This is a genomic window from Neolewinella agarilytica (assembly GCF_900110645.1).
Lineage (GTDB): Bacteria > Bacteroidota > Bacteroidia > Chitinophagales > Saprospiraceae > Neolewinella > Neolewinella agarilytica.
Genome location: NZ_FOFB01000001.1, coordinates 46,834 through 72,240 on the forward strand (window position 1 = coordinate 46,834; position 25,407 = coordinate 72,240).

The following is a 25,407-nucleotide window of genomic DNA, read 5'->3' on the forward strand; positions in this document are numbered from 1 at the left end:
AGGCGGTGGATTTCAAATGCCCGGCCATCAGTTCTTCTACTACCAAAGTTTCGAAGAACTTAAAATCAGCAAATAATTGGCCGGTTTTTCAGAATCCACAAAGTATAAATTTAGGGTTAGTTAAGCCGGGTCAGGGCCTGCACGTCTTCAGTAAATCACCAGTCGCTAAGCATGAACCCAAAAATGGATTTAGTAAAAATACGAATTTAAATACGTTAATACGCGAACAATACAGTTTTAAAAACTAAACTTCTAAACAAATACGCCATTTAATTTCACTTGCAAGTTTCGGTGTGGTTTAGGGAATTGGGACACAAAAGGAAAAAAGACTGATTTCCAAAAATGAACATCAGGGCGCAAACGCAGGTGCAATGGGAAGATATTAGCGCAAGGAATTCCTTTCCGTAACAAACAGTTAACATCCTTAGCTCGTTATTTCATCACTCAACTACTCATTCGTCCATCGTGCACAAGCTACTCCTACTCTTTCTGTTGCTTTTATTCGTTCCTGTTATAGTTTCTGCACAGGAGGAGATGCCGCCTGATGGCCCCTATCTGGTTTACCGTACCCCAGACTCCCTGGTGGCCCGCATCGCCTGGCCCGAAGAAAGAAGAAAAGAATATCTGGTATGGAATGACAGCATCGCTAAGCAACTTCCGACTTTTCCCTCTTTCCGCCCGGAGTTAGTTAACCCGAAACGTAAGTTTCGCCGGGACCCTCAGATCTCTTTCAGCGGTGTAAAAAAAGTAGTGGCTCTCAGTGATATTCACGGTCAGTACGAAGTGGCAAAAAAGCTGCTGGAGAACTTTGGTGTGATTGATGAAAATCAACACTGGATTTTCGGAAAAGGACACCTGGTGATTGTGGGAGACGTTTTTGACCGCGGAGACGAAGTCAACCAGGCACTTTGGCTTATTCACAACCTGCAGCTCGAGGCCGAAAAGGCCGGTGGAAGAGTTCACCTCTTACTTGGCAATCACGAGACAATGATTCTGGCCGGTGATGTGCGCTATATCCATAAGCGTTATTTGCTGACGACAGCTCTGCTGACAACCCCCTACCAGGACCTTTACGGACCGGACACGTACTTAGGCCGGTGGCTTAGATCCCTTCCTCTGACGATTCGGATCAACGATATTGTTTATGTCCACGGAGGACTGAGCAAATCACTACTCAGGGAAGTGAATACGCTCAGTAAAATTAATGACATCTATCACGACAAACTCATTGACGCCATCCCTTCCCTGGTGGTTGCAGAGTCTGAAAAGCTAAAGGTCTTACAGGGCAGAGAGGGGCCACTTTGGTACCGGGGGTACTTTCTGGACAAAGAATTTGAGGAAAACGATCTTGACAAAATTCTTAAGAAGCTCAAGGCTACTAAAATGGTAGTCGGCCATACTTCATTTGATGCCGTCAAAAGTTACTTTAGCGGAAAGGTTATTGCCGTTGACAGCAGCATAAAGTTCGGCTCAACGGGTGAGGTGCTCATTATTGAAGATGGCCACTACAGCCGTGGCACACTAATGGGCGAGCGCAAAGAATTATTCGTGTCCGAAAAAAAATAACTCAACCTCTCCACTGCTCCTTGTTTTTGCCAGAAGAAAAGGCAAAAAATCGCGGTCAGAGACAATTCTGAGGGTCCATTCTACGGCCAGCAGCAAGCTTTTCATTGCACCTGCGTTCAGCGCCCCTTTTTTTATTGAAAGTTTCTCTCAACTGCCCCTATAAACTTAGGAATGGAGAAAGTATCTTCGCCGCGCAAAAAGACACGCTGGTGGCCAACAAGTACTTTGATCTGATTGATCAAACCTTCTATTTTCCTCAGGAAGGCTTCGACCTGGAAAACGGATATCTGACCTTCAATAAGGTCCCTCTGATTCATTTGATCAGGAAATACGGTACCCCCCTTAAGCTGACTTATCTCCCCAGTATTGGTACTAAGATAAAGCAGGCGCGTAACCTCTTCAGGCGGGCCATGCGCAGTCAGGGATACAGCGGAAAGTATAGCTATTGCTATTGCACTAAAAGCAGTCACTTCGCCCATGTGGTGGAAGAAGCACTGGATCACGACGTCCAGCTGGAAATCAGTTCCACCTATGATATTGATTTGATCAGGACGCTGCACAAATCCGGAAAAATTGATAAAAAGACGTACATAGTTTGTAATGGCTTTAAGCCCACCAGCTACCTGGAAGGCATTGTGAGTCTGATCAATGATGGCTTTGAAAACGTCATTGCAGTCGTCGACAATGGTCACGAGCTGGACTACTATGAAGAGCACGTAAAGGTGAAAGCCAAAATCGGGATCCGGGTGGCAACGCAGGAGGAGCCCAATTTTGAATTTTACACCAGCCGCCTGGGGCTACGGGAAGCTGACGTCATTCCGCTCTTCAACGAACGCATCAAAGACAATCCGAAACTGGAGCTTCACATGCTCCACTTCTTCGTGGACACCGGCATTAAGGACAGCCTTTACTACTGGGGCGAGCTAAAAAAGGCCGTTCGTCTCTACGGTAAACTCAAACAAGAAAGTGAGCAACTTCATGCCCTGAACATCGGTGGCGGGATGCCCATTCGTAACAGTCTGGGCTTTGAGTTTGACTACAAGTACATGGTTCGGGAAATAGTCTCCAATATTCTGGAAGCCTGCGAAGAATTAGAGGTTCCGGAACCCGACATCTTTACTGAATTCGGGAAATATACCGTCGGTGAAAGTGGTGCAACTATCTTTTCTGTATTAGCCCAAAAGCAGCAGAACGATAGTGAGATGTGGTACATGATTGACAACTCACTGATGACTACCCTGCCCGATGCATGGGGCATTGGCGAACGGTTTATCCTCCTGCCGATCAACAAATGGAACAATGACTATCACCGGGTTAACATTGGTGGACTGAGCTGCGACAACTCCGACTATTACAATAGCGAAATCCACGAAAGCCAGGTTTATCTCCCCATGAACAAGCCGGAAGATGAAGAGCTGCTTTACCTGGGCTTCTTCCATACCGGAGCCTACCAGGACAGCATTTCAGGATACGGAGGGATAAAACATTGCTTAATTCCCAGCCCACAGCATATAATTATTGACCTGGATGAGCAAGGCAACCTGACCGACCGGGTGCTGCACCCGATGCAAACGTCGGAGAGTATGCTGAATATTTTGGGGTATTAATCAATTGCCTGAGACATGACGGCCGCGAGGGACAGGCGGCAAGATCAATACTTATGGTCAGGCTCCGAACTGGCCCGTAAGTTTAGCGCGATAGAATGTCGATAATCCTGGCCGTCAGGCTTACTCTTTTAAGTATTACGTCTGTAACACCCTGACAGGACGTAATTTTACCGCCCGTCAATCCATCTCTTACATGACCATTGCCATCATTCCCGCCCGTTATGCCAGCACCCGGTTTCCCGGCAAGCCACTCGCACTTATTGCGGGAATAACAATGATTCAAAGGGTGTATGAACGGGCGAAGGAATGCTCTGCCATCGACAAAGTGGTGGTGGCGACGGATGATGACCGGATCTTTAACCACGTAATTGGTTTTGGTGGCGAAGCCATGATGACCAAAGAAGATCACCCCAGCGGGACCGATCGTGTAGCGGAAGCAGCGCTGGCCTTTCCGGACGCTTCCGTAATTGTCAATATTCAGGGAGACGAGCCCTTCATTGATCCCCGTCAGATCGAAACAGTTGTACGCCCCTTTAGCGACCCGAGCCTGGCCATCGCGACCCTGGCGCACAGAATAACGGATGAGCGGGCGCTACTTTCCCCTAACGTGGTTAAGGTCGTACGGGATGAAACCGGGCGGGCGCTTTATTTCAGCCGGCACGCCATCCCTTACCTGCGCGATGTCCCAGTGGGGCAATGGGTGCAGAAAGGTAAACATTTGCAACACCTTGGCATTTACGCCTACCGCGCGAAAGTTTTGCCGCAGCTAACCGCTTTAGCAAAAGGTAAGCTGGAGAGCGATGAATCCCTGGAGCAACTCCGGTGGTTAGCAGCCGGCTTCCCCATCCAGGTAGCGCTTACCGACCTGCCTGCTTATGGCATTGACACACCGGAAGACCTCCGCAAAGCGGAGGCTAAACTAAAATAGTCGCGCTTTGGTGTTAGATTGCAGTCCAGGCAAAATCCAATTGTATCAACTTCCTCGCCCACCTTACGCTTTCTTATTTTGAACCGGACCTCCAGGTGGGGAACTTTCTGGGTGACTTCGTAAAGGGCGCCAGGGTTCACCTCTTGCCTCCACCCATCAAACGGGGCATCCATATGCACCGGGCCATTGACTCGCTTACCGATCATGACGAAGACGTCAGAGCCCTCAACCAACTCCTCAAGCCCAGGCACGGCAGGTATGCCGGTGTTATAACCGACATCGGGTTCGACTATCATTTGTGGAGAAATTGGGAAGAATTCGGTCCGGCACCTTTCAGTGAGTTCACTCAATCAACCTACGCCAGCCTCTACGGCAGGCGGGAAGAAATGAATGAGCGGGTACGCGGCTATGTCAACCAAATGGTAAAGGATGACTGGCTTCGGCTCTACACCAGCCGAGAGGGCATGGCTAAAGTATTCGGCCGCCTGGAGCCACGCTTAAGCAAACCAGAACTTCTGGAAGGCATCAATGATACCCTCGTTGATTTTCATGAAGAGTTCAACCAGACCTTCCTGGCCTTGTTTCCAAGACTGCAAACTCTCGCTAATGCCTACCGCCCCGACGCCACCCCGACCGATTAATCTCCAGCTGATGCGCTTCAGCTCTCAGCTAAACGTGAAGCAGGAAGGGAACAAGCGACTTGTCTTCGGAAACATCCGAAAGAAATGGCTGGTGCTGCAGCCGGAAGAATTTGTTCGCCAGCTCCTCCTTCATTTCTTTATCGGAGATATGCGCTACAACCGTAACCGCATAACGGTGGAACGAGGGGTTACGGTTAATTCGGAATCCCGCCGGACGGACATCCTGATTTTTGACGCCGATATGCGCCCCTTTCTGCTGGTGGAGTGCAAAGCACCGAAAATTCCGCTGACCACGGATGTCTTCCGCCAGGCCGCCAACTACAATGGCCCGATAAAGGTGCCCTACCTGATGATCTCCAACGGTAGAGAAAGCTACGTGGCGGAAATAGATTACGCGGCCAAAGACTACCGCTTTTTGACGGCAGTTCCGGAGTGGTTGTAGAGACAGGTCAACCGCAAGTTCGAAGCCGAACGCCCATCACCCACTACCTTTACCTCCATGCCCCTCATTCTGGACATTCAGGACTTAACCATTGCCTTCGGAGATAATCCGCCGGTTGTGGACGGTGTCACCTTTACACTGGAAGCGGGAGAGCAGCTGGGAGTTCTTGGTCTTTCCGGCTCGGGAAAAAGTATGACTGCCCTGGCCTGCCTCGGCCTGTTACCTCCGGAAGCGAAGGTGATAAGGGGCAGTATAAACTACTACTCCAGAGAAGGGCAACAGACCAACTTGCTCGCTCTTAGCGAGAAGGAATGGTCCGGCTTCAGGGCCAAAGAAATAAGCCTTGTTTTTCAGGAGCCGCTTACGGCTTTGAACCCCGTGCACAGGGTTCGCAAACAACTTACCGAGGCCATTCAAAAACTGCTCCCCGGCATAAGCACCACAGAGGCAAGAGAACACCATCTTAGAGAATGGCTGGCCCGCGTTGAGCTGCCAACTGAACAGCACGACAGAATTCTGTCCGCTTATCCTCACGAACTGAGCGGTGGCCAGCGGCAACGACTGCTCATTGCCCTGGCCTTGCTGGCGGAACCAGGAATCCTCTTCGCTGACGAACCCACTACGGCTCTGGATACCATCACAGAGACCGGTATCCTCGATCTGCTGGCCCGCCTCCGGCGGGAGCTGAATATGACCACGGTTTTCATTACGCACGACCTGGACGTACTTCGTCGTACTTCTGATCGATTACTGGTCATGCGATCCGGAAAGATCATACGGGAAGGAAAATCAAAAGAACTGATCACTGATAGCCCGGAAGAAAGGTCAAGGCTCTTTCGGGTTCCGGGAGAAGAGAAAGAAGTACCAAGGACTTTGGTAAAGGCGAAGCACCACTCTCCCGCCCCGGCGGCTTCCGCTTTGACCGTTAGCCAGTTGAAGGTCTCCTACCGGGGAAGAGCCGCCTGGCCCTGGTCTTTGCCGGAGGAGTTATTAGCCGTCAGGTCCGTAAACCTGCACGTTGATTGCGGAGAATGGGTCGCGCTGGTTGGCCCAAGCGGCTGTGGTAAGAGTAGTATAGCCCGTTGCCTGGCGGGCCTTGTTCCTAAGCTCAGCGGGGAGATAAAGCCGCCGGCTAACGGGAACATTCAGCTTGTTTTTCAAGACCCTTTCAGTTCGCTCAACCCCAGCCATACGGTATTAACGGCTCTCCGGGAGGTCCTTCAGCTGGGGAGGAGTCAGGACACGGCAGAAAGTTTGCTGGCAGCCGTAGGCTTACCCGCTACGGAATACGGAGAGCGACTTCCGGCGGCCCTGAGTGGCGGGCAGCGACAGCGGGTGGCTATCGCCAAAGCGCTGGCTGCAGGGCCTGGACTTTTAATTGCCGACGAAGCGGTGTCCGCCTTAGATGTCCCGCTGCGAAAAGATATCCTGGCACTGCTCAACACCATTCGCCAGGAAAGAAATATAGGACTGTTGTTCATTAGCCATGACCTTAAGCTGGTGGCTCAATACGCCGATCGGGTTCTGGTAATGGAAGCAGGACAAATAGTGGAAGAAGGCCCGGCTGGCCAGGTACTGGCTAAACCGGAAAGTGAGATGGGGAAACGGCTGGTGGCAACTAAAGAATAATATGATCGTAAAGGTTGTAGTGATAGTATAGTAGTAATTCACAATTGATTAGTTGGGGTACTACCACCATGATAAAACGGAGAATCCTTACGAAAAAGTAAATATGTTAAGGCGGCGTACACAAAACCGCCCGGAATACCGTTTGTAGAAGCATGATCAAGAAAATTCTTCTCGCCTCCTGGCTATTTCCACTATTCCTGACGGCTCAATCTTATGACGCCTCTTTAGGCCTGCGCCTGGGAACGGACTGGGGCGCAACGGCACAGATTAGAGTACCACAGGTGCACAAAAACTTTGTGCTGGAAGGCATCCTGCAGTCCAGCTTGCAACGGGACGAAGGCTCCTTTACCCTACTGGGCAAGCAGCACCGTCCTCTCTTAAGCAGACGGCTGAATCTTTTCTATGGTGCCGGCGTTCACGCTGGCTGGAACAACGAGCTGGACAAGGAAACCGGAGAAGAAATCGGTGGCCCGGTGGGCATCGATGGCGTAGTGGGCATTGAGGCTACCTTTGCCGGCTTCAATCTCTCTTACGATTTCAAACCAGCCATCAATGTTGGAGGGGGAAGCTCCCTCTTATACGCCCAGACGGGTATCAGTATCCGTTACGTGATCGCCAAGCGCAACGTTATCTGGGACAAGAAGAAGGAGCGGGCTAACCGCAAAGACAAGAAACAGCGGCAGCGGGAGAAAAACAGAGAGAAAAAGCGAAAGGAGCGGGAAGCCAGCGGTAAAAAATGGTTTGAAGTCTGGAAGAAAGGGTGACGGAATCAGGGCGCCGGAGCGCAGGTGCAGGGGTTTCCCCGGCTACCACGCGCTCCGGCGCGTGTACGGACTTTGCGCGGTCCCCGCGCTGAGGACAGCTGTTTTCAGGCACGCACGCGGGAGCGTGCTTAGCCCCTTCGCGCGCGGGAGCGCGTGGTGGCCGGCACACTGCCGCAAAACATTCCTCTGCACCTGCGGCCCCGCCCAAAATTTTCCTTTTGTAAAATAAGCACCGGCCGGTAACCGTTCCTTTGTCACTTCCCCGATTTTATTACTTCACACATCCGGTAACCCCTAACTCATGCTCTTGCGGAGACTACTCCTCCTGTGCCTGGCCAGCCTGTTCCTTGCCGCTCTCAGCGCTGAAACCCGCCACATACACGTTATTCAACTCCTTGATGATAACAGCCCGAATTTTCTGATCCGTGAAGGTTGTCGCAGTATTGATTACGGCGTTGCCCGCGAGGTGGATCGCATTCAGACGGCTCTTGGTATTTCAGACGTTCATTATTACCGACTTAACGGGATGAGCTTCAGTGCCGAAGCACTGGACTTCGTTATTGACTACCAACTCTCCTATCAGGAACGGGACATCGTCCTTTTTGTCTATGCCGGTCATGGATTCCGCACCCCCAACAGTACCAATCAACTCCCTAAATTATACTTTACCGGATATGACACGGCTCGGGAAGGCGACGACATCCGGCTGAGATTACTCGAACGAAACCCAAGCGTACTGCTGAATATTGTTATTGCCTGCAATGCTACGCAACAAAACTACCAGGTTCCTCCCGGCCAGCCACAGGATAGCGGACCAACCCAGAACCGACTGGCTGCACGTCCGCGATCCTCCCGTCCCTACGAAGTCTTATTTGCTGATCAGCCGGGCTACACCAAAGTTGTAGACCTGGTGAGTTCTGACCGGGAGTACGAAACCTTCATGAGCCGGGATGGAGGCATTTTCTTTAGTGAAGTCATCTATGCCTTTGAAGAGATATTTGCCGACGAACGATTCAGCAACTGGCCCGCCATCTGCAATTACATCAGTAACCAAACGTTACAACGAACCAACACGCGAAAGCTACCGCAAAAGCCCTATTGTGCCTACAGTGTCTTTGCCGCTATCGCCGAAGCACCGCTGGTAACCGCCAGCCGGCTCACCAGCAGTCAACCGCTGGGCTGCCGCATGGCTGCCCGGGCCTTGCGAAAAGATCAGCGCATGGAACTGAAAATTCTGCGCAGGCGGCACCGTCGGGAGAGTGCCTCTTCGAAGAATCGAGCCGAACGAAAACTGGTCAACGCCAGGCATCGTCAGGAGACCAGCCAGATGAAATATGTGCATTTGCAGGCTTACCAGCGTCAATCCGGCTCCTGCAAATAAAACTATTCCCGTCAGATCAGTCCCTTTACCCCTTATACCGGCCCGCTTCCTAAACCAGGGCGGTCTTAACGGTTAGTTGAAAAAAATAATAGTATTTTTGCCCCCACTTTGAGAAGAGTCAAAACGGATCCCTTCCCCCACGGTTTGCCTCCTTAGTCTCCACGAATAACACCATTTAGTAAACACTTACGACCGTTGACAATAGCGGGCGAAGGTGATCGTTCTGCAATACGTAGGCCGACGCAGCTCCGCCCATTTAAGAATCGTGATCCCATGTCCGTATTGCCCCGGACGGAAAAAATCTGTTTATGAATAATACCCGACTCCTTTGTCTTGGGTTATTGCTGGCGCTGATGGGTGCCGGTAACCTTTTCGGCCAGCAACTATCTCTCTTCACCCAGTATAGGGAAGCAGCGACGCTGATAAATCCAGCAGCGCTGGAAAGTGATTTTCTTACTTACGGCTATAATATGTCAGTTGGCGCCAACTATCGGCGCCAGTGGGCTGGCCAGGAAAATACTCCGGAGACGCAATCTATCCGGTTTTCCTACATTAACCCTTACCAGAGCGGGGCGACCATTACGGCAGGAGGCTACCTGCTTAACGACCAAACGGGGCCTACGGGTTACACCGGTTTTTACGGTCGTATTGGAACGGTCCTGAGCCCGGATCCGGAACAAGGCGGCATCAGTGTTGGTTTGTCAGCAGGCTACGTTGGCTACCGGGTTCGGTCCAGTGAATTGATTCTTCGTGACGTTGGTGACCCTCTCGGCGGTGTTGACCAAAGCCAAAGTCACCCGGATATCGGTCTGGGTGTGTACGCCTATCGCTTAACTGGCGACCATATGTTCTACGGAGGAGTCTCCATTCCCCAGCTTCTTGGTTTTGACCTGACCTTTCAGAACGATGCCGGGGATTTTGAGATCCAACGCCTTCGCCACTACTACGGTATGGCGGGCTGGTACTGGTTTACCGGAGCGGACAGTTACCTGGAAGTCAGCACCTGGGTTAAGTACGTAGACGGTGCTCCGTTTAACGCTGACGTTAACCTGCGCTATCAACTTCCCAGTGCTCCCTACATTGGCTTTGGTATGAGCACGGCGGGTAATTTTCACTTTGAAGCGGGCATCAACGTTGGTCAGTCCTATAATGCAGACACCAACTTCCGGGTAGGCTACGGTTTTGATTACTCCTTCCAGAGTTTCGGCCCAAGTGTTGGTGGCACCCACGAAATCCAGTTGGCCGTAGCACTTAGCCGTTAAACGCCGGCCATTTTATGCTCCAAAGCTCCCCGTACATCTTACATCCCACGATCTCAAGAATTTTACCCATGCGGTACCTACTACTTATCATTACCCTGGCCTTTGGCACTGCTCTTACGGCTCAGGTATCTACTACTTTCATTCTTCCTAATCTGGCGGCCGATAACAATACGGAGGTCTGTTTACCCATCTCGGTGATTGACTTTTCCGCAACGATTGAGTTTGGCTTTGCCCTGCAGACCGATAAGCCGGAAGATGGAGGAGCGTTGACCTTCTCCCGGGTCCAGAATCTGAATCCGGACCTTCCCGGTTTTGGTATGGAAGATTTTGACTTGAGCACCTACCTTCCGGCCGGACTCATCACCGTAAATTGGCGAACCTACCTCGATGGAGAGGACTGTGAAACGGCTCCGATTGTTACGCTCGATGATGGCGCAATCCTCTTTGAGGTTTGTTACAATGTTAGCGGCCCGATTGCCACTCAACACCCTGTTCGCTTCTTCAACAAACCGGACGATGACCCTTTTGACGGTGTTGACGACAGCGTAGACATCACCTTTAACCGGAGAAACACCTGTAATGTCGGTGGTTTCCCTGGTATTGAGCAGGGCTCAGTAACCGTTGGTGTGAGTCCATTAATTCTGACCATTACCGATGAAGAAGGCATCTACCAACCCGGAGACACCTATTGCGTGGAGGTAGTTGCAGAATCTGGCTTTGACAACCTCAAGGGCTACCAGTTCGGAATTCAATTTGATAATACAGTATTACAAGTGATTTCTGCCACGGCGAACACGGACCTGCCACAAAACTCAGATGGTGGCTATAACCTATTCGACGGTGATGCCTTTTATGGGGTCTGGGCTCCCTTTGGAGACCTGGTGGAATCTCTTGATCCAGGAACCTCTCTGGTAACCGTTTGCTTTGAGATCATTGGAGAATGTCGGGGGCGAACCGATATCAATATCGGAGAAATCCCCACCAGTTCGGGCGGAACCCGCCCCGTTGAAGCTAACGGTGATGGCCCTGGACTTGTCGCTATACCCGTAGTTCAGGAAGGTATTCGGTTGATCATCGACGATTGTAACCCAGACGGATTTGACGTTGTTGTTGACTGCCCGGATCAGCCTGTAAACTTTGGTGACGAAGGTTTCTGTGTCGCCATTCGTGCCGGAGACGACTTCGAGAACATGACTGATATTGATTACCTCATTAAGTGGGACCCGAGCATCCTGGAGTTTGCCAATATTGGAGCCCGCAATCCTGACCTATTCATTAATATTGGTGATGACTTTGACGATTCAGGAGTAAACAATGGAGTTCTGAGTTTTGATTGGGACGCCGTTGGCAGCCAGAGTCCTTCCGTAAATGAAGGAGACCTAATCTATGAAATTTGTTTCAACGCCATTGGATTCGGTGGCACCAGCTCGGTGACTATTGCAGATTTCCGAAACGATATTCGAAACACGGACGGCCCCTTCCGTGGCCTCAACCCCACTAACTGTGCCATTACCATTCAGAAGCCGGAGGGTGTAGCCATCCGCTACCCTTCAACCATTGGGTTCAGCTCTACTCAGCAAAACTGCTTTGATTTGGAAGTTGATGGCTTCACGGACGTCACCTCCTTTAGCATATTTGTAACCTACAGCGCTTTCCTGTTTGAGTTTGATGCTTTCACCCCAGACGTTGCGGGCGTGACGGCTACAATGTTAGCCGATGGGCTGTATCGACTGGACTATAGCGGAGCCCCGATTACACTTACGGATGGATCATCACTTGGCTCATTTTGCTTATTGGCAGAAGACGGGGCAACACCCGGGGATTGTGATTTGCTCGGTAACGGAGGCTTCATTGCTGACCAGGTTGTCACCACCGAAAGCGAAGGTAATTCCGTGCCCGTAGAGGTATTTAACGGAGAAGCCTGTGTGCTTTTCCCAAACGGCTTTGGCATTACTATTGAAGATACGGAAGGAGACATTGGAGACAACTTCTGTGTACCGGTATTAGCGCAGAACTTTGTCAATATCCAGACGGCTAACATTCAGTTTAACTTTGATCCAACGCTGGTGGAATTCAGCAGCATCAATATCAGTGGTAGTAACTGGCCAGGACTGAACACTGCTGATTTCGACCTGAGTCAAACGGGTGTGGGTATCATCACCCTTAATTTTGACAGCGAAGGAGCAGGCGTATCTCATGCCGGAGGAGCCGTTGAGTTCCGGGCCTTCAGCCTTTGCTTCAACGCAAGGAACCGGGACGAGTGTTTTGATCTTACGGCTGAAGATGCTGCTACCCCTCCCACCGTTACCGATGATGGAGACGGTAGCATCATATACCAGGGAGGAGAAGTTTGCCTCAATGACCGGTTAATCCTGATCAGCATCGACGCCGTCGACGCCAGCTGTAGTGATGCCGACGACGGAGGCATTCGATTTGAAGTAGCTCCCCGCCCCAATAATGAAGATGTCTTCATCCGCACGGACAACCCCGTCCGGCTCGGTAATAACGGCTCCGTAGACGGTCTTTTGCCCGGAACAACCAACTACGTCCTCTACAACGCTAACGGTACCGTAGCGCTTGAAGGAAGCATAGAAATTGGGGTAAATCAGGATAATGCCGCCTTTGCCAACGCCGGCGAAGACAGAACGCTCAGCTGTGCCGACCCTCAGACTGCGCTGATTAATGGGCGCGATAATATTGGTGAGGCATACGAATTGTTTATCGTTCAGGGAGACGGCACCACCAGAAACGTTGGCGGCGGCAATGTTGGCGGAGGCGGAAACGTCGTAGCCTCCGTAAGTGAACCCGGCACATATCTCCTGGAGGTCTTTAGTGCCAGTGGTTGTAGTGCCATCGACACCGTAGAGGTGTTGGGCATCAACCGCCCCGTTGCAGAGGTGCCAGATGAGCTCATCATTGACTGTAACAACGAAACGGTTGTCCTCGACGCCGCTGGCTCCAGCGAAGGTGGCAACGTCAGCTACCTCTGGGAACGCATCAATGGTGAAGGGACTCCCTTAGATACCGTAGGTACTAACGCGCAGGAAAGTACTGACCGTGGCGGTCGCTACCGTCTGACGGTGACCTTCACCGATTTGCAGTGTTCGAATACGGCTCAGTTGATCGTTAGAGATCAAATCATCCTGCCTTCCAGTTCTTTACCTACTCAGGTGCCCTTGAACTGTAATGGTGACGACGTAGAACTAACCACTGGCGCAGCTGAAGATGGCATCGATTATGCCTGGACCCGCCAGGGAGAAGCTGCTGTGTTGAGCATGACAAGTTCCCTGAGCGTCAATGAAACGGGCAATTATGTAGTCGAGCTCAGCAACCCGGCTACCGGTTGTACCCGCATGGATACGGTAGCGGTTGTACCCAGCTCAGGCGTGCCCACCATTACGGCTCCGGCTAGCGGCCCGGTTAGTATCAGCTGTAACCCCGACACGACTACGCTGACGCCCATTTTTGAAAACGTAGATGCCTCCACCAGTTACTTCTGGGAAACCATGGATGGCCGAGTGGTGGTAACGGACGTAACCAATCCTTCGGCCCGGGTAGTATTACCTGGTACCTACCGGGTTTTTGCTTCTAACGGAGAATGCCGGGACAGCCTCGACATCGTCGTCGGAGAAGCCGTCCTACCGACCGTAGACGCCGGTGAAGACAAGGAAATTGCCTGTGAAGACGACGCTCAACTTACGGGTAGTGCCACCAGCACTACGGGTAACGACCTGACTTTCCAGTGGACGATCGACGGGGAAGAAGTACCGATGGGCTCCGCCGAGACGGTCGTTGTTACTCAGCCCGGCACCTACTTCTTCACGGCAACGGACGCCATCACTGGCTGTAGCGCCAGTGACTCCATCGTCCTCTCCGCTCCCAGCGGGTTCCCGACATACACACTTGCCGATACTATTGGTGGCTTGGGTTGTTCGCCCAGCACCGTTCGTATTCGCGTGGAGACAGAATTTGCCGATGATTACGACTTCGTCTGGAATGATCCTTCCGGCAGTGAAATCAGCACCGAAAGCTTTGCTTCGGCCAGCACCTCAGGAATTCACACGGTAACCATCACCAACCGGGCCACGGGCTGTGTAGCTACCGACGAGGTGTTTGTTGATGACGACCAGTCTGACCCACCCTTCGTTGCCTTCCGCCGCAACAATATTGATATCAGCTGTGAATCTGGCCCGGCCGTCATTGACGCTGAACCATCCGTTGGAGAAGGCGGAGGCCGCTACACCTACACCTGGAGTGTCGTCTCCGGCGGTGAGGAGCCATCGGAACAGGGCAATGATACGCTCACCGTACGTACGGCAGGCGTTTACCGCTTAACGGTATTGGATAACGTGACCCTTTGTGAAGATTTCCGCGATATAGAAGTCACCGATTCCCGGGTATTCCCCGAGGTAACGGCCATAGAAGGCGAGCAACTGGACTGTGACACCCGGGAAACCACCATTGGTATCACCATCGCAGACCAGCCTAACGACTACACCATTCAGTGGGTTGGCCCTCCCGGCGTTGAAGACATTCCCCAGCAGGTAGAGATGATTACTGTCACCACCGGTGGCACCTACAATGCGGTAGTTATTAACCCGGCCACCAGCTGTGTAACAACTGTCCCGATTCGGGTCGACGATCTGATCGACAGCATCGCCAGTATCGTCATTATGCCCGCTGACAGCTTCGATTGCAACAACGCAACGATCACCCTGGACGCCTCTGATACTAACCTCAACGGCACGGATCCTTCGGGCATCAGCTGGCGGAGTTTCGATGGCAATAACATCACACCGGCCACGGGCTCCCTCATCGTTTCGGTGGATGGCCCAGGTGACTATGAGTTGTCCGTCACCGACATCAATGGCTGTACGGTGCAGGATACCGTATCCGTTGCAGCGGCCTTGAATACACCCTTTGCGCAGGCAGGTGATCCGATTGAAGCGGAATGTGGAGACACCCCTCAACTGGACGGAACGGGCAGTTCGCCCGAACCCGGAGGAGACATCATTTACGCCTGGAGTGCGGAGGATGGTGGAGCATTTGTTGGCCGAACAGATGTGGCACGACCATCCGTTACCGGCCCCGGCACCTACCAGCTCATCGTCACCAACCTGAACAACGGCTGTTCGGACACCAGTCGAACAACGGTCACCCTTGCTGATCAGGAAGCGGCTATGCTGCCCGCCAGCTTCACCACTTGTGAAATCCCGACGGTAGTGGAAGGCAATTTGCCCGCCGGTACGACGGGAGTCTGGACTTCCTATAATGATGACGGCGCCGTATTCACGGTAGATAACAATCGGGCCACGATTACGGAGTTAGGAGAAGGCATCAACCTGGTCTGGACGCTTTCCGCCGCGGGCTGTCCTGATTACAGTTCTGATTCCCTCCGGGTTTCTCCGGAGGAAGGCCCGACGGCCAACGATGATGTACTTCAAGTGATCGGCGATGACAACATCGGACAGATTGATCTCTTGCTCAATGATCAACGGACCGGTCCGGTAGAGGTTACCCTGCTGACCGAGCCTGGATTTGGCGAAATTACCATTGATCTCAATGGCAACATCACCTTTGAATCGCCGTTGGGGCTTACCTCTACTACGACGGTGGATTACGAAGTCTGTAGCACCGTTTGTGAAGGCTTATGTGACCAGGCGACGCTGACCATCCGCGCCAGTGCGGATGGCTCAGACCCGACGGTGTTCAATGCCTTCACGCCAAACGGCGACGGCATGAACGATATCTTCGTTTTTGATATCCTCAACCTTCGCCCGGACGAATTCCCGGACAACGAGCTCATCATTTTCAACCGCTGGGGAGACATCCTTTACGAAGCCAAGCCCTACAACAACGACTGGGACGGCACTAGCAATGGTGGAACGCCCGTTCCCGAAGGCACCTACTACTACATTCTGCGCCTGAACGTGGGCGAGGGTGAAATCATCCGGGGGGATGTGACGGTGGTGCGGTAGGCAGGTTGGAGGTTGCAGGTTAGCAGGTTGCAGGTTAGCAGGTTGCAGGTTAGCAGGTTGCAGGTTGCAGGTTGCAGGTTGCAGGTTGCAGGTTGCAGGTTGCGGGTTGCGGGTTGGAGGCAGCATTCAGGTACGGTCCTGAATGCTGCCTTCTTTTTGGGCGCGGGGCCGCAGGTGCAGGGTTTTGCCGGTCACCACGCGCTCCGCGCGTGCACGGGCTTAGCGCGGTCCCCGCGCTGAGGAGCAATGATTCAGGGGCGCGTACGCGGAGCGTACTTAGCCCGTTCACGCGCGGGAGCGCGTGGAGACCGGGGCCTTGCTCCTCTACCCCACTCTGCACCTGCGGCTGCGGCTGAAACTTCTTGCACAACTCATGACCTTTTCTCTTGGCAATATCCCACAAAGAATTACCTTTGCAGCCTACCCGCCCGGATGGCGGAACTGGTAGACGCGCTGGACTCAGATTGCGGCCTTGTTTGCTCATACTTTTTGTTTGTATATTGAAGCATGCGCTACAAATACACAAAACAAGAACTACAAGCCGCTGTTACTGCTTCGTTTAGTATTGCCCAGGTTTGCAGAATGCTGCAAATTAAAGCTGCCGGAGGAAATTACACTACCCTTAAGCAGAAGTTTAAGGATTGGAACATTGATACTTCCCATTTTCGTGGTCAAGGATGGAATGTTGGTTTAAAATTTAAGCCGAATCCCAAAAAGCCTTTGTCTGAGATTATGGTGAAGAACTCGAGTTATCAACCTTACAAACTTAAGCGTAGGTTATTGAAAGAGAAGATAAAGAAACGTGTTTGCGAATCTTGCAAAAACACGAAGTGGTTGAGCGAAGAGATTCCCTTGGAACTTCACCATGTAAACGGAGATAGACATGACAATAGACTTGTCAATCTGCAATTTCTTTGTCCTAACTGTCATGCCCTCACGGATAACTATCGAGGTAGAAACATTGGGTTGCCCGGGAAGAAATTCCCGGAGTAGAACTCGTCAAATTCGGTGAACGCTTCAATGGTGACATTGATGCCAATACCGAGCTAAGCCCCACAACACTGCGGGGAAAGTGTAGAGACTTGACGGCGAGCACCTAACGGCATTCATGCCTATGGTGAAGATAAAGTCCAGACCACAAACGCCAAGGAGCTTAGGCGGCGACGAAAGTCGTAGATGGTAAGTAAAATCCAGTTTCCATTGTGGAAGTACGGGTTCGATTCCCGTTCCGGGCACGGTAAATCGGCCGCTGACGAAAGTTGGCGGCCGATTGTTGTTTTGGGGGAGGCATGGGCTACAACCGGAACGCTCGAAGGTCCCGCAATACTGCGGGACGCTAAGGTTCCTTTGATCAATCAAGCAGCCATCATCTCTTTTACGTGCACCACAATGTTTATCGCCATTATGGCTGCCAGCGCCAGCCCCAACAGTCGCATCCAGAGTGCGTTACCCTTGCGGAATTCTTCCGCACGAGCTTTTGACTCGTCGCTTCCGAAGGAGAGAACTCCCCGGGCGAACAGATAGAGATAAAGGCCAAGGGCAAAGAGGAGAACCTCAAGGACAAGTAGAAAGATAGAAGCTTGCATAGCGCGAAGATACTAGTTTGGGTATTGAACGGGCTGATTCCGGTTGAGGTACTGTGGGCAGTACCTCAACCGATTTAACCCAGCACGAAAAAAGATAGAATTACTATGTTCAATAATCTGCCTAAGAAAAACTAACTTGCGGCAACCGACTAACCAACGGCCTACCACAAAAATTTTAGCCCCTCCGATCATGACCAAAAAAGAACAAACCGCCGCAGCTTACGAAGATGAGATGCACCTGCAACTTTCCCGGCTGAAACACCGACTGGAAAAAATCAAAGAAGGTGGCGGTGCCAAGCGCATCAAGAAGCAACACGACAAAGGAAAACTAACCGCCCGGGAGCGGGTGGATGCGCTGATCGATCCCGATACAGACTTTCTGGAGTTTGGCTCCTTTGCCGGCTACGAGATGTACAAAGGCTACGGCGGTTGTCCCGCCGGCGGCGTAGTGACCGGCTACGGACGTGTTCAGGGCCGTCTCTGCGTGATTGTAGCTAATGACGCGACGGTTAAAGCTGGTGCCTGGTTCCCCATTACCGGTAAGAAGAACCTCCGCGCCCAGGAAATCGCCATGGAAAACCACGTGCCGATCATTTACCTCGTAGATAGTGCCGGAGTCTTTTTACCGATGCAGGACGAGATTTTCCCCGACAAGGAGCACTTCGGCCGCATCTTCCGCAACAACGCGAAGATGAGCGCTATGGGCATTCCACAGATTGCTGCCGTTATGGGCAGCTGCGTAGCGGGTGGCGCTTACCTGCCGATTATGTCTGATGAAAGCCTGATCGTGGAAGGTACCGGCTCTATCTTTCTGGCCGGGCCTTACCTTGTACGTGCCGCCATTGGCGAGCAGGTAGATGCCGCCGACCTGGGCGGCGCAGAGATGCACGCCTCCGTCTCTGGTGTAATTGACTATAAATGTAAAGACGACGGTGCCTGCCTGGAAAAGATTCGCGATCTCGTAGGCCGGATGCCCGAGAAGGTCGTTACGGTTTATGACCGGGCGGAGCCCAAACTCCCCAGCGAAGACCCCAATGCGCTACTGAAGGTACTGCCCGCTGACCGCGCCAAGCCCTACAGCGGCCGTGAGCTGCTGGCGGCGATGGTAGACGGCGGAGAGTTCACGGAATTCAAAGAAGACTACGGACAGACATTGCTCTGCGCTTACGCCCGCATTGACGGTTGGTCCGTCGGCATCGTCGCCAACAATCGTGAGGTCGTCAAGAGCGGTAAGGGAGAAATGCAGTTCGGTGGCGTGATCTATTCTGACTCCGCCGACAAAGCCGCCCGCTTCATAATGATCTGCAACCAGAAGCAGATCCCGTTGGTGTTTTTGCACGATGTATCGGGATTCATGGTGGGCAGCCGCTCCGAACAGGGCGGCATCATCAAGGATGGTGCGAAGATGGTCAACGCGATGGCGAACAGCGTGGTGCCGAAATTCACCGTCGTGATGGGCAATAGCTACGGTGCGGGTAACTACGCCATGTGCGGCCGTGCTTATGACCCGAGGCTCATGCTGGCCTGGCCCACGGCCCGGCTGGCGGTCATGGGCGGAGCCCAGGCTGCGAAGGTGCTGCTGCAGATTCAGGTCGGCAGCCGTAAGGCGAAGGGCGAGGTTGTCTCTGCCGCAGAAGAGGAAGCGCTGCTCAAAAAAATCACCGATCGCTACGACGCACAAACCAGCCCCTACTACGCTGCCGCTCGCCTTTGGCTCGACGAAATCATCGACCCGCGTACTACGCGAAACTGGATTTCAGCAGGAATCGAAGCAGCCACGCATGCACCAGTGGCGGACTGGAAGATGGGGGTTTTGCAGACCTAACAATTCTCGATTCTCGATTCTCGATTTTGGATTCTTGATTTAGCTCACTGATATTTGGTTAGCTTACAATTATCTATATAAATACCACGCAACTCGCAAAAGCCTACAGAATAGAAACAGAAAGACTCGTCATCCGCTGCTATAAGCCGGAGGACGCTGCCTTATTGAAAGCCTCCATTGACGAGAGCCTGGAGCACCTGAAGCCCTGGATGACCTGGGCAATGAATGAACCGGAAGATCTGGAAGCTAAAGTCAATCGAATGAGGAAATACCGGGGGCAGTTCGACTTGGGGATTGACTACGTTTATGGCATATTCAACCCAGAAGAAACCATTTTGATTGGCTCCTCTGGTCTACATACGGGCCCTGGCGAAAATGCCCGGGAAATTGGTTACTGGATTAACGCTAACCACCTTAATCAGGGCTACGCAACGGAGGTTGCTAAAGCGTTAACCAAAGTGGGTTTTGAGATAGAAGAATTGGAACGCATTGAAATACGCTGCACATCTAACAACTTTCGGAGTCAAAACGTACCCAAAAAACTGGGATATATACATGAAGCAACCCTAAGAGATCGCTCCCTGGATTCTTATGGCAAAAAAAGAGACCTGATGATATGGAGTATGTTTAGGGAGGATTATTTGAATAATCCAGTAAAGGATATTAAGCTTGATGTTTTTGATCTGGTGGGGAACTCGATAAACACGTTCTGACAAAGCTTATTTGGGCACCTAAATTCAACGCAGGTGCATCAATCAACTTGCTTATTTAAAAATTTCTTTTTAGCGACTTCACCTCTTTCTAATAGCTGTTTAAATTTTTCCCGATCATTTAGAGTACTGAAGAGGGCATCATCTAGCACCTTAACCGCATAAAAAGAATCTCTTTTTTCTATTTCCAGTAAGAGATCCATAGCTGCGGATTCCTGCTGAGTATTCGCAAAGTATCTGGCCAGGTTCATTTCGCAGAGGGGCCTCATCCATTCCTGTTTAACGTTTCTGATTGAAAGCTGAATAAAAGGTAACGCCTTACTGAACTTACCTTCTCGCATATAGGCTTCAGCCTTGAAGGCGAGGTATTGTGACCTTTCAGGCAGGTAAGCAAGTAAAGTATCAATCGATCTGTGAGCTGACTTAATTTCGTCCTTTAAAATTGCCAACTGGGCCCTAAGCTCTATTTGATCAGTGGGGTCTTCCCAATTAGCATCATAGGCAATTCCATATCCGCTGCCACTCGCCCACCTTCTGAAAGCACTAGCTGAATGCCCGTATCCCAGAAGTATGTACCTATTTTCCATTTTCTCAAATGTCGTAAAAACATTCTCATGATCAGCCCAGGTGGGATCAAAACTAACCCAACCTCGATTATCGAAATAAACTTCTACCCAGTTATGAAACTCAATTCTTTTTTGGCCTTTATATTTTATGGTCGCCCCCATGGCCAGCCTGGACGGAATACCAAGGTTTCTTAGAAGCGCAATCATCAACTCTGCATATTCGGTACAATCCCCTCTACCTTTCCTTAGCGCTTTTTTTGCTCCTTGGCGCTCACTATAAAAGTTGTTGTATTCCAAGTGGTTACGCGTAAAGTCAAATACGTTTTCAATGGTCTCAAGTTTAGATTCACCCTTGAGCTTTGTAGCGACTTCACCTATTTTTTTATCAGTCGACTGAATCATTTCTTCAGGTTGAAGAAAGGCTGACATATCAATGTCATCTTCATTTACAGTTAAGTCAGAATTTGATTTCCTCAATGAATTTTCGGTAAGGATTAAGGTAGATAAAACAATTATTTCCTGCAATTCAGTGCTTCGGGAAATGTTCCAAACAGCTAGTAGTCCACCCTGTCTGCGAAGTGTGTCATCTGGCTGGCGATTATACTTCAGGGTAATTGCTTCTTGCTTCCCCGGACGAGATTCAGGCAGTAGGCATTCTATCTTTCCTGTGGTAAATGGCTGTATGGTAAAAGATTGTGCCAGGGAAACAATTCTTTGGGCATCACACAAAGAAGATTCCAAGGATATAAATGCTACGAGTAATAGAATTAATCTCTTCATTAGTCTTAGTGTATAAGAAGTTATTGGGCATCAAAAAAGAAACAGGCTTTCCAACCCCGTCAAAGCCAATAGATTAGGATTACCAGGATTTTGATAGAATTAATAGGATTGCCTAACTGCTATCATGAGATCCTAAAAATCCTACCCTAATCCTAATAATCCTACTCCCCCGGCCAAAAAGGAAAGGCTCTATCTCAATCCAAAATAATCGCCCCCAGCCCCAGCGCCTTAAACGCCTTATCGTAGGCCATCATTTCGGCACCGAGAATGGCATCCCGGCGGGCGGCTAGTGGCTTCCATTCGGTCATCAGGTCCGTCAGGCGGGCCTTGGCCCCGGCGGTGACGGTGGGGTGCGGTCCGTCGACGTAGTCTTTGAGCTCCATAAGCTCCGCGTTGAGGCGGTTGTGAAAGTTGATAACGTCCTGGAAGGTTTTCTGGTCAGGCTGCACGAGCTCGCGTTCCCAGGCGTCAATGTGAGCAAGCAGGCTATCGGCGAGGGTTAGTACGGTCTCCACAGCGGGCTTGCCTTTCAGTAACTTCTTATGGGCGGATAGTTGCTCTTTGGCGGATCGAAGCTTAGTCACCGACTCATGCAATTCCGTGATGGCGCCGGAGACCTGAGCTAAGACTTCCTGCTGCTCCGCATAGGCTGCCGCAGTGGCCTTGATGGTCGGATTAGCGAGGACATTGGCGGTGGTCTCTACCGTCGTCTCCCCCTGCGTCAGGCGCAGGGTGTAGGTGCCCGGCGCCACCAGGGTGCCAGCGTAGCTACCATAGACGAAGACTTTGTCAACGGCTGGCAATGTCTCTCGTCGAAAGTCCCAGGTAAACCGGTTATAGCCAGCTTTAGCCGGTAGTGCGGCCAGTTTGCCCGGCCCTCCGGGCCAGGATTTGAAACCCTTTACCTCCTTACTGGAATACGAACGGATCACCACACCATTTTCCAATACCTCCAGCGTCACTTCACTGCTATCTCCGGGTTCTGCCAGGTAATAATCGAGCGTAACTCCTGAAGCCGGGTTTTGCCCAACGGAGCCAGCGCCGTTCGTTACCACCAAGGATGAGGTAGCTGTCTTTGGGCGTAAACAAGGACAGGGCATTGGGTTTGGCGGACAAACTCCGCAAGCTCCCTACGTCATCAAGAATCCAGAAGGACCGACCCGCCGTAGCGGCTACGAGGTCATTAGCCTGAAAGACAAGATCATTGATGGGTACTACCGGAAGGTTGAGTTGAAAGGGCGACCAATTATCCCCACCATCAACGGAGAGGAAGATGCCCGTCTCGGTGCCGGCATAAAGCACTCCGGCTTTATCTGGGTCTTCGCGGACCACCCGCACAAAGGTATGCTTACCCGTGATGCCCCTGGTAATGCTACGCCAGCTGGCGCCATAGTCTGTTGTTTTGAAAATGTAGGGTTTCAGGTCCATCTGCTTGTAGCGCATGGCGACCACGTAGGCCGTCGCGGGATCGTGGGGAGACACTTCGATGCTGTTGATGATACCTTCGGGGAGGTTATTGGGGGTAACGTTTTTCCAGTTCGCACCGCCATCGCGGGTGAGGTGAACTAGGCCATCATCACTCCCGGCCCAGAGAACGCCTTTCTCATGGGGAGACTCCACCAGGGCCATGAGCGTATTGTAATTCTCACCGCCAGCGGCTTCGTTCGTGTAAGGGCCACCGCCGGGGCCTTGTTTAGATTTATCGTTCCGGGTAAGGTCGGGGCTCACGGCCGTCCAGCTCATACCACCATCCGTTGTTTTGAACACGACGTTTCCGGCGTGATAGATCGTACCACGATCATGTGGAGAACTAATGATGGGAGCATTCCAATTAAAGCGGTATTTGAAATCGGCGGGGACGTTGCCCAAGGCAAGCTCAGGGTATTCCTTGATGTCTTTCGTCGTCTTTGAATCAGCGAACCATTTCGCGATAATGCCCTGATAGCAGCCGCCATAGACCACCGTTGGGTTATCAGGGTCAAAGGCCAGGAAGGCACTTTCACAACCAGCGACGGTTTCCCAGTCTTTCCAGTCGATACCCCGGCTGCTCGTCTGGCTGGCGATGCGGAGAGCGGAGTTGTCCTGTTGGCCGCCGTAGACATTATAGGGCACCAGATTGTCCGTAATTACACGGTAGAACTGGCTCGTTGCCTGGTTTTGCTGGCTGCTCCAACTCTTACCGCCGTTGTTGGAGACGTTGGCTCCACCGTCATTGGAGTTCACCATCCGTTGGTTATTGTCGGGGTCGATCCACAGGTGGTGATTATCGCCGTGGGGCGTCCCTATCCTGCTCCAACTTTGGCCACCGTCGGTAGACTTCATAACCGGAGCGTTGGCGACGTAGACGGTGTTCTCGTCCTGCGGGTCCGCAAAGATTTCCATGTAGTACCAGGAGCGGGCAACGTTAACGCGGTCTTTGCTGACCTGCTTCCAGCTATCGCCGCCGTCATCGGAACGGTAGACGCCGCCTTCTTCTCCTTCAGCTTCGATTACGGCGTAGACTCTATCGCCGTTGGCGCGGGATACGGAAATGCCCGCCTTGCCGAATGCTTTGGGCAGCCCATCGGCCATTTTCTTCCAGCTTAATCCGCCGTCGGCAGATTTATAGAGCCCAGAGCCAGGGCCGCCGGAAATCATCGTCCAGGGCGTCCGCTGGTGATCCCACATGGCAGCGTAGAGCACCAGCGGATTGGTCATATCCATCACCAGAGAGACACAGCCCGTTGTTTCGTTGACGTAGAGCGTGCGCTCCCAGTTTTTGCCAGCATTCTTTGTCCGGTAGACTCCCCGCTCTCCGCCAGGGCCAAATTGTGCGCCCTGGGCGGCGACAAAAATAGTTTCGTGATCATCCGGGTGAATAACTACGTCTCCGATATGACGGCTTTCGTCGAGGCCAATATGTTTCCAGCTTTTTCCCGCATCCGTGGAACGGTAAACGCCATCTCCCATGGAGGTCATGACACCACGAGCGGCGTGTTCGCCCATACCAGCGACTACAACGTTAGGGTTTTGCTCCGAGACGGCCAGTGCGCCGACGGTGCCAGTTTCCAGGAAACCATCGGAGACGTTTTCCCAGCTGATGCCGTCGTTGACCGTCTTATAAATGCCGCCACCGGTGGAGCCCATGTAGTAAACGCCAGGCTGGCCGACGACACCAGTCGAGGTGACCGAACGGCCGCCGCGGAAGGGGCCGATGTTACGCCATTCGAGGCCGTTAAAGATGGTGTCGGTGAGAGTGGCTACGGTTGGAATAGCCTGACTAGCTCTCTTTTTTTTGCGTTGGGCGTGAGTGGGGATGGCCAGTAGTAGAACAAGGAACAGGAAGAAATAGCGCATGTAAATAGTGTGATTGGGTTGGAAGGTATGGTTTTTTTGGTAGTGAAGGAAACCCCCTTCCCGGCCCTATCCACGGGGGAGGGAGCAAGTAAAACGCTGAGCGTTTTGTATCGCCCCCGGGAAGACCTGCAGTAGTGATGGTAGAGTCACAGACCGAAGACTCGGATGGAGCCTATCACCCATTGGCAAGATGTGATATCCTTATCCCCCGGAGGGCGAGGAGTCCGTACGTGCGCGGGAGCACGTGGTGACCTGGCACCACCTCACCGGCCGAAGGCACCGAAGCCTGTGTGCCTTTCCGTATTAAGGAGATACTGGCAGCTTTGACGGCAAATTCGATGGCCATGCGCCAACGATCGGTTCGCCCGGCTTTGGAAGGCGCTGCGTATTGACAACTATATCGGTG

At 52.0% G+C, this 25,407-nt stretch carries 17 protein-coding genes; 13 read left to right on the plus strand and 4 right to left on the minus strand.

Going from position 1 to position 25,407, the window contains the following annotated elements:
* Positions 1-465: 465 nt before the first annotated feature.
* The 11 genes from BM123_RS00170 to BM123_RS00225 all read left to right on the plus strand — a co-directional run bounded on the left by BM123_RS00170 (position 466) and on the right by BM123_RS00225 (position 17,191).
* The gene (locus BM123_RS00170; protein WP_139211700.1) at positions 466-1,566 is read left to right on the plus strand and encodes a metallophosphoesterase; all 1,101 of its coding nucleotides are present in this window, start codon (positions 466-468) and stop codon (positions 1,564-1,566) included.
* A 209-nt stretch (positions 1,567-1,775) separates the two neighbouring features.
* Entirely contained in the window at positions 1,776-3,173 is a 1,398-nt protein-coding gene (locus tag BM123_RS00175) for a type III PLP-dependent enzyme domain-containing protein (RefSeq protein ID WP_090165172.1), read from the plus strand.
* Between the two features lie 193 nt (positions 3,174-3,366).
* Complete coding sequence (kdsB, locus tag BM123_RS00180) at positions 3,367-4,101, plus strand: 3-deoxy-manno-octulosonate cytidylyltransferase (protein ID WP_090164791.1); 735 nt, start codon at positions 3,367-3,369, stop codon at positions 4,099-4,101.
* A 44-nt stretch (positions 4,102-4,145) separates the two neighbouring features.
* Positions 4,146-4,742, plus strand: a complete 597-nt coding sequence (locus BM123_RS00185; protein WP_454557401.1) for an acyl carrier protein phosphodiesterase — start codon at positions 4,146-4,148, stop codon at positions 4,740-4,742.
* Positions 4,708-5,184 (plus strand): type I restriction enzyme HsdR N-terminal domain-containing protein, encoded by a 477-nt coding sequence (locus BM123_RS00190; RefSeq protein ID WP_090164793.1) that lies wholly within the window; start codon positions 4,708-4,710, stop codon positions 5,182-5,184. The genes BM123_RS00185 and BM123_RS00190 overlap by 35 nt, the downstream gene beginning before the upstream one ends.
* Before the next feature lie 57 nt (positions 5,185-5,241).
* Positions 5,242-6,813 carry an ATP-binding cassette domain-containing protein gene (locus BM123_RS00195; protein ID WP_090164794.1) on the plus strand — a complete coding sequence of 524 codons (1,572 nt, stop codon included), beginning with the start codon at positions 5,242-5,244 and terminating at the stop codon, positions 6,811-6,813.
* 152 nt (positions 6,814-6,965) lie between these two features.
* Entirely contained in the window at positions 6,966-7,577 is a 612-nt protein-coding gene (locus BM123_RS00200) for a hypothetical protein (protein WP_090164795.1), read from the plus strand.
* A gap of 307 nt (positions 7,578-7,884) precedes the next feature.
* Positions 7,885-8,958, plus strand: coding sequence for a hypothetical protein (locus BM123_RS00205; RefSeq protein WP_139211702.1), 1,074 nt, complete (start codon positions 7,885-7,887; stop codon positions 8,956-8,958).
* Between the two features lie 308 nt (positions 8,959-9,266).
* Positions 9,267-10,220, plus strand: coding sequence for a PorP/SprF family type IX secretion system membrane protein (locus BM123_RS00210; protein ID WP_090164797.1), 954 nt, complete (start codon positions 9,267-9,269; stop codon positions 10,218-10,220).
* Positions 10,221-10,288: 68 nt separating this feature from the next.
* Entirely contained in the window at positions 10,289-16,198 is a 5,910-nt protein-coding gene (locus tag BM123_RS00215; protein WP_175489195.1) for a T9SS type B sorting domain-containing protein, read from the plus strand.
* Positions 16,199-16,705: 507 nt separating this feature from the next.
* On the plus strand, positions 16,706-17,191 hold the full coding sequence (locus tag BM123_RS00225) for an HNH endonuclease signature motif containing protein (protein ID WP_090164799.1): 486 nt from the start codon (positions 16,706-16,708) through the stop codon (positions 17,189-17,191).
* A gap of 362 nt (positions 17,192-17,553) precedes the next feature.
* On the opposite strand, the gene BM123_RS00230 is transcribed toward BM123_RS00225, so the two are convergent.
* Positions 17,554-17,784: a hypothetical protein gene (locus tag BM123_RS00230; protein WP_090164800.1), complete on the minus strand. Its 231-nt coding sequence runs from the start codon at positions 17,782-17,784 to the stop codon at positions 17,554-17,556.
* Positions 17,785-17,974: 190 nt separating this feature from the next.
* On the opposite strand from BM123_RS00230, the gene BM123_RS00235 reads away from it, so the two are divergent.
* Entirely contained in the window at positions 17,975-19,609 is a 1,635-nt protein-coding gene (locus tag BM123_RS00235; RefSeq protein WP_090164801.1) for an acyl-CoA carboxylase subunit beta, read from the plus strand.
* A gap of 131 nt (positions 19,610-19,740) precedes the next feature.
* Complete coding sequence (locus BM123_RS00240) at positions 19,741-20,322, plus strand: GNAT family N-acetyltransferase (protein ID WP_262490437.1); 582 nt, start codon at positions 19,741-19,743, stop codon at positions 20,320-20,322.
* Between the two features lie 38 nt (positions 20,323-20,360).
* Here BM123_RS00240 and BM123_RS00245 read toward each other — a convergent pair whose 3' ends face one another.
* The 3 genes from BM123_RS00245 to BM123_RS00250 form a co-directional block, all read right to left on the minus strand.
* Positions 20,361-21,665 carry a transglutaminase-like domain-containing protein gene (locus tag BM123_RS00245; RefSeq protein WP_090164803.1) on the minus strand — a complete coding sequence of 435 codons (1,305 nt, stop codon included), beginning with the start codon at positions 21,663-21,665 and terminating at the stop codon, positions 20,361-20,363.
* A 194-nt stretch (positions 21,666-21,859) separates the two neighbouring features.
* A complete protein-coding gene (locus tag BM123_RS24340; protein WP_217642071.1) occupies positions 21,860-22,720 on the minus strand; it encodes a flagellar hook assembly protein FlgD in 861 nt (286 codons plus the stop codon).
* A complete protein-coding gene (locus tag BM123_RS00250; RefSeq protein ID WP_217642072.1) occupies positions 22,635-25,001 on the minus strand; it encodes a WD40/YVTN/BNR-like repeat-containing protein in 2,367 nt (788 codons plus the stop codon). Before BM123_RS00250 ends, BM123_RS24340 begins: the two co-directional genes overlap by 86 nt.
* Between the last annotated feature and the right edge of the window lie 406 nt (positions 25,002-25,407).

What these genes read in the sequence shown, in the direction of transcription:
- kdsB (WP_090164791.1), top strand. Translation starts at nt 3,367, where the DNA reads ATGACCATTGCCATCATTCCCGCCCGTTATGCCAGCACCCGGTTTCCC.
- BM123_RS00190 (WP_090164793.1), top strand. Translation starts at nt 4,708, where the DNA reads ATGCCTACCGCCCCGACGCCACCCCGACCGATTAATCTCCAGCTGATG.
- BM123_RS00195 (WP_090164794.1), top strand. Translation starts at nt 5,242, where the DNA reads ATGCCCCTCATTCTGGACATTCAGGACTTAACCATTGCCTTCGGAGAT.
- BM123_RS00200 (WP_090164795.1), top strand. Translation starts at nt 6,966, where the DNA reads ATGATCAAGAAAATTCTTCTCGCCTCCTGGCTATTTCCACTATTCCTG.
- BM123_RS00210 (WP_090164797.1), top strand. Translation starts at nt 9,267, where the DNA reads ATGAATAATACCCGACTCCTTTGTCTTGGGTTATTGCTGGCGCTGATG.
- BM123_RS00215 (WP_175489195.1), top strand. Translation starts at nt 10,289, where the DNA reads ATGCGGTACCTACTACTTATCATTACCCTGGCCTTTGGCACTGCTCTT.
- BM123_RS00225 (WP_090164799.1), top strand. Translation starts at nt 16,706, where the DNA reads ATGCGCTACAAATACACAAAACAAGAACTACAAGCCGCTGTTACTGCT.
- BM123_RS00230 (WP_090164800.1), bottom strand. Translation starts at nt 17,784, where the DNA reads ATGCAAGCTTCTATCTTTCTACTTGTCCTTGAGGTTCTCCTCTTTGCC.
- BM123_RS00235 (WP_090164801.1), top strand. Translation starts at nt 17,975, where the DNA reads ATGACCAAAAAAGAACAAACCGCCGCAGCTTACGAAGATGAGATGCAC.
- BM123_RS00245 (WP_090164803.1), bottom strand. Translation starts at nt 21,665, where the DNA reads ATGAAGAGATTAATTCTATTACTCGTAGCATTTATATCCTTGGAATCT.
- BM123_RS00250 (WP_217642072.1), bottom strand. Translation starts at nt 25,001, where the DNA reads ATGCGCTATTTCTTCCTGTTCCTTGTTCTACTACTGGCCATCCCCACT.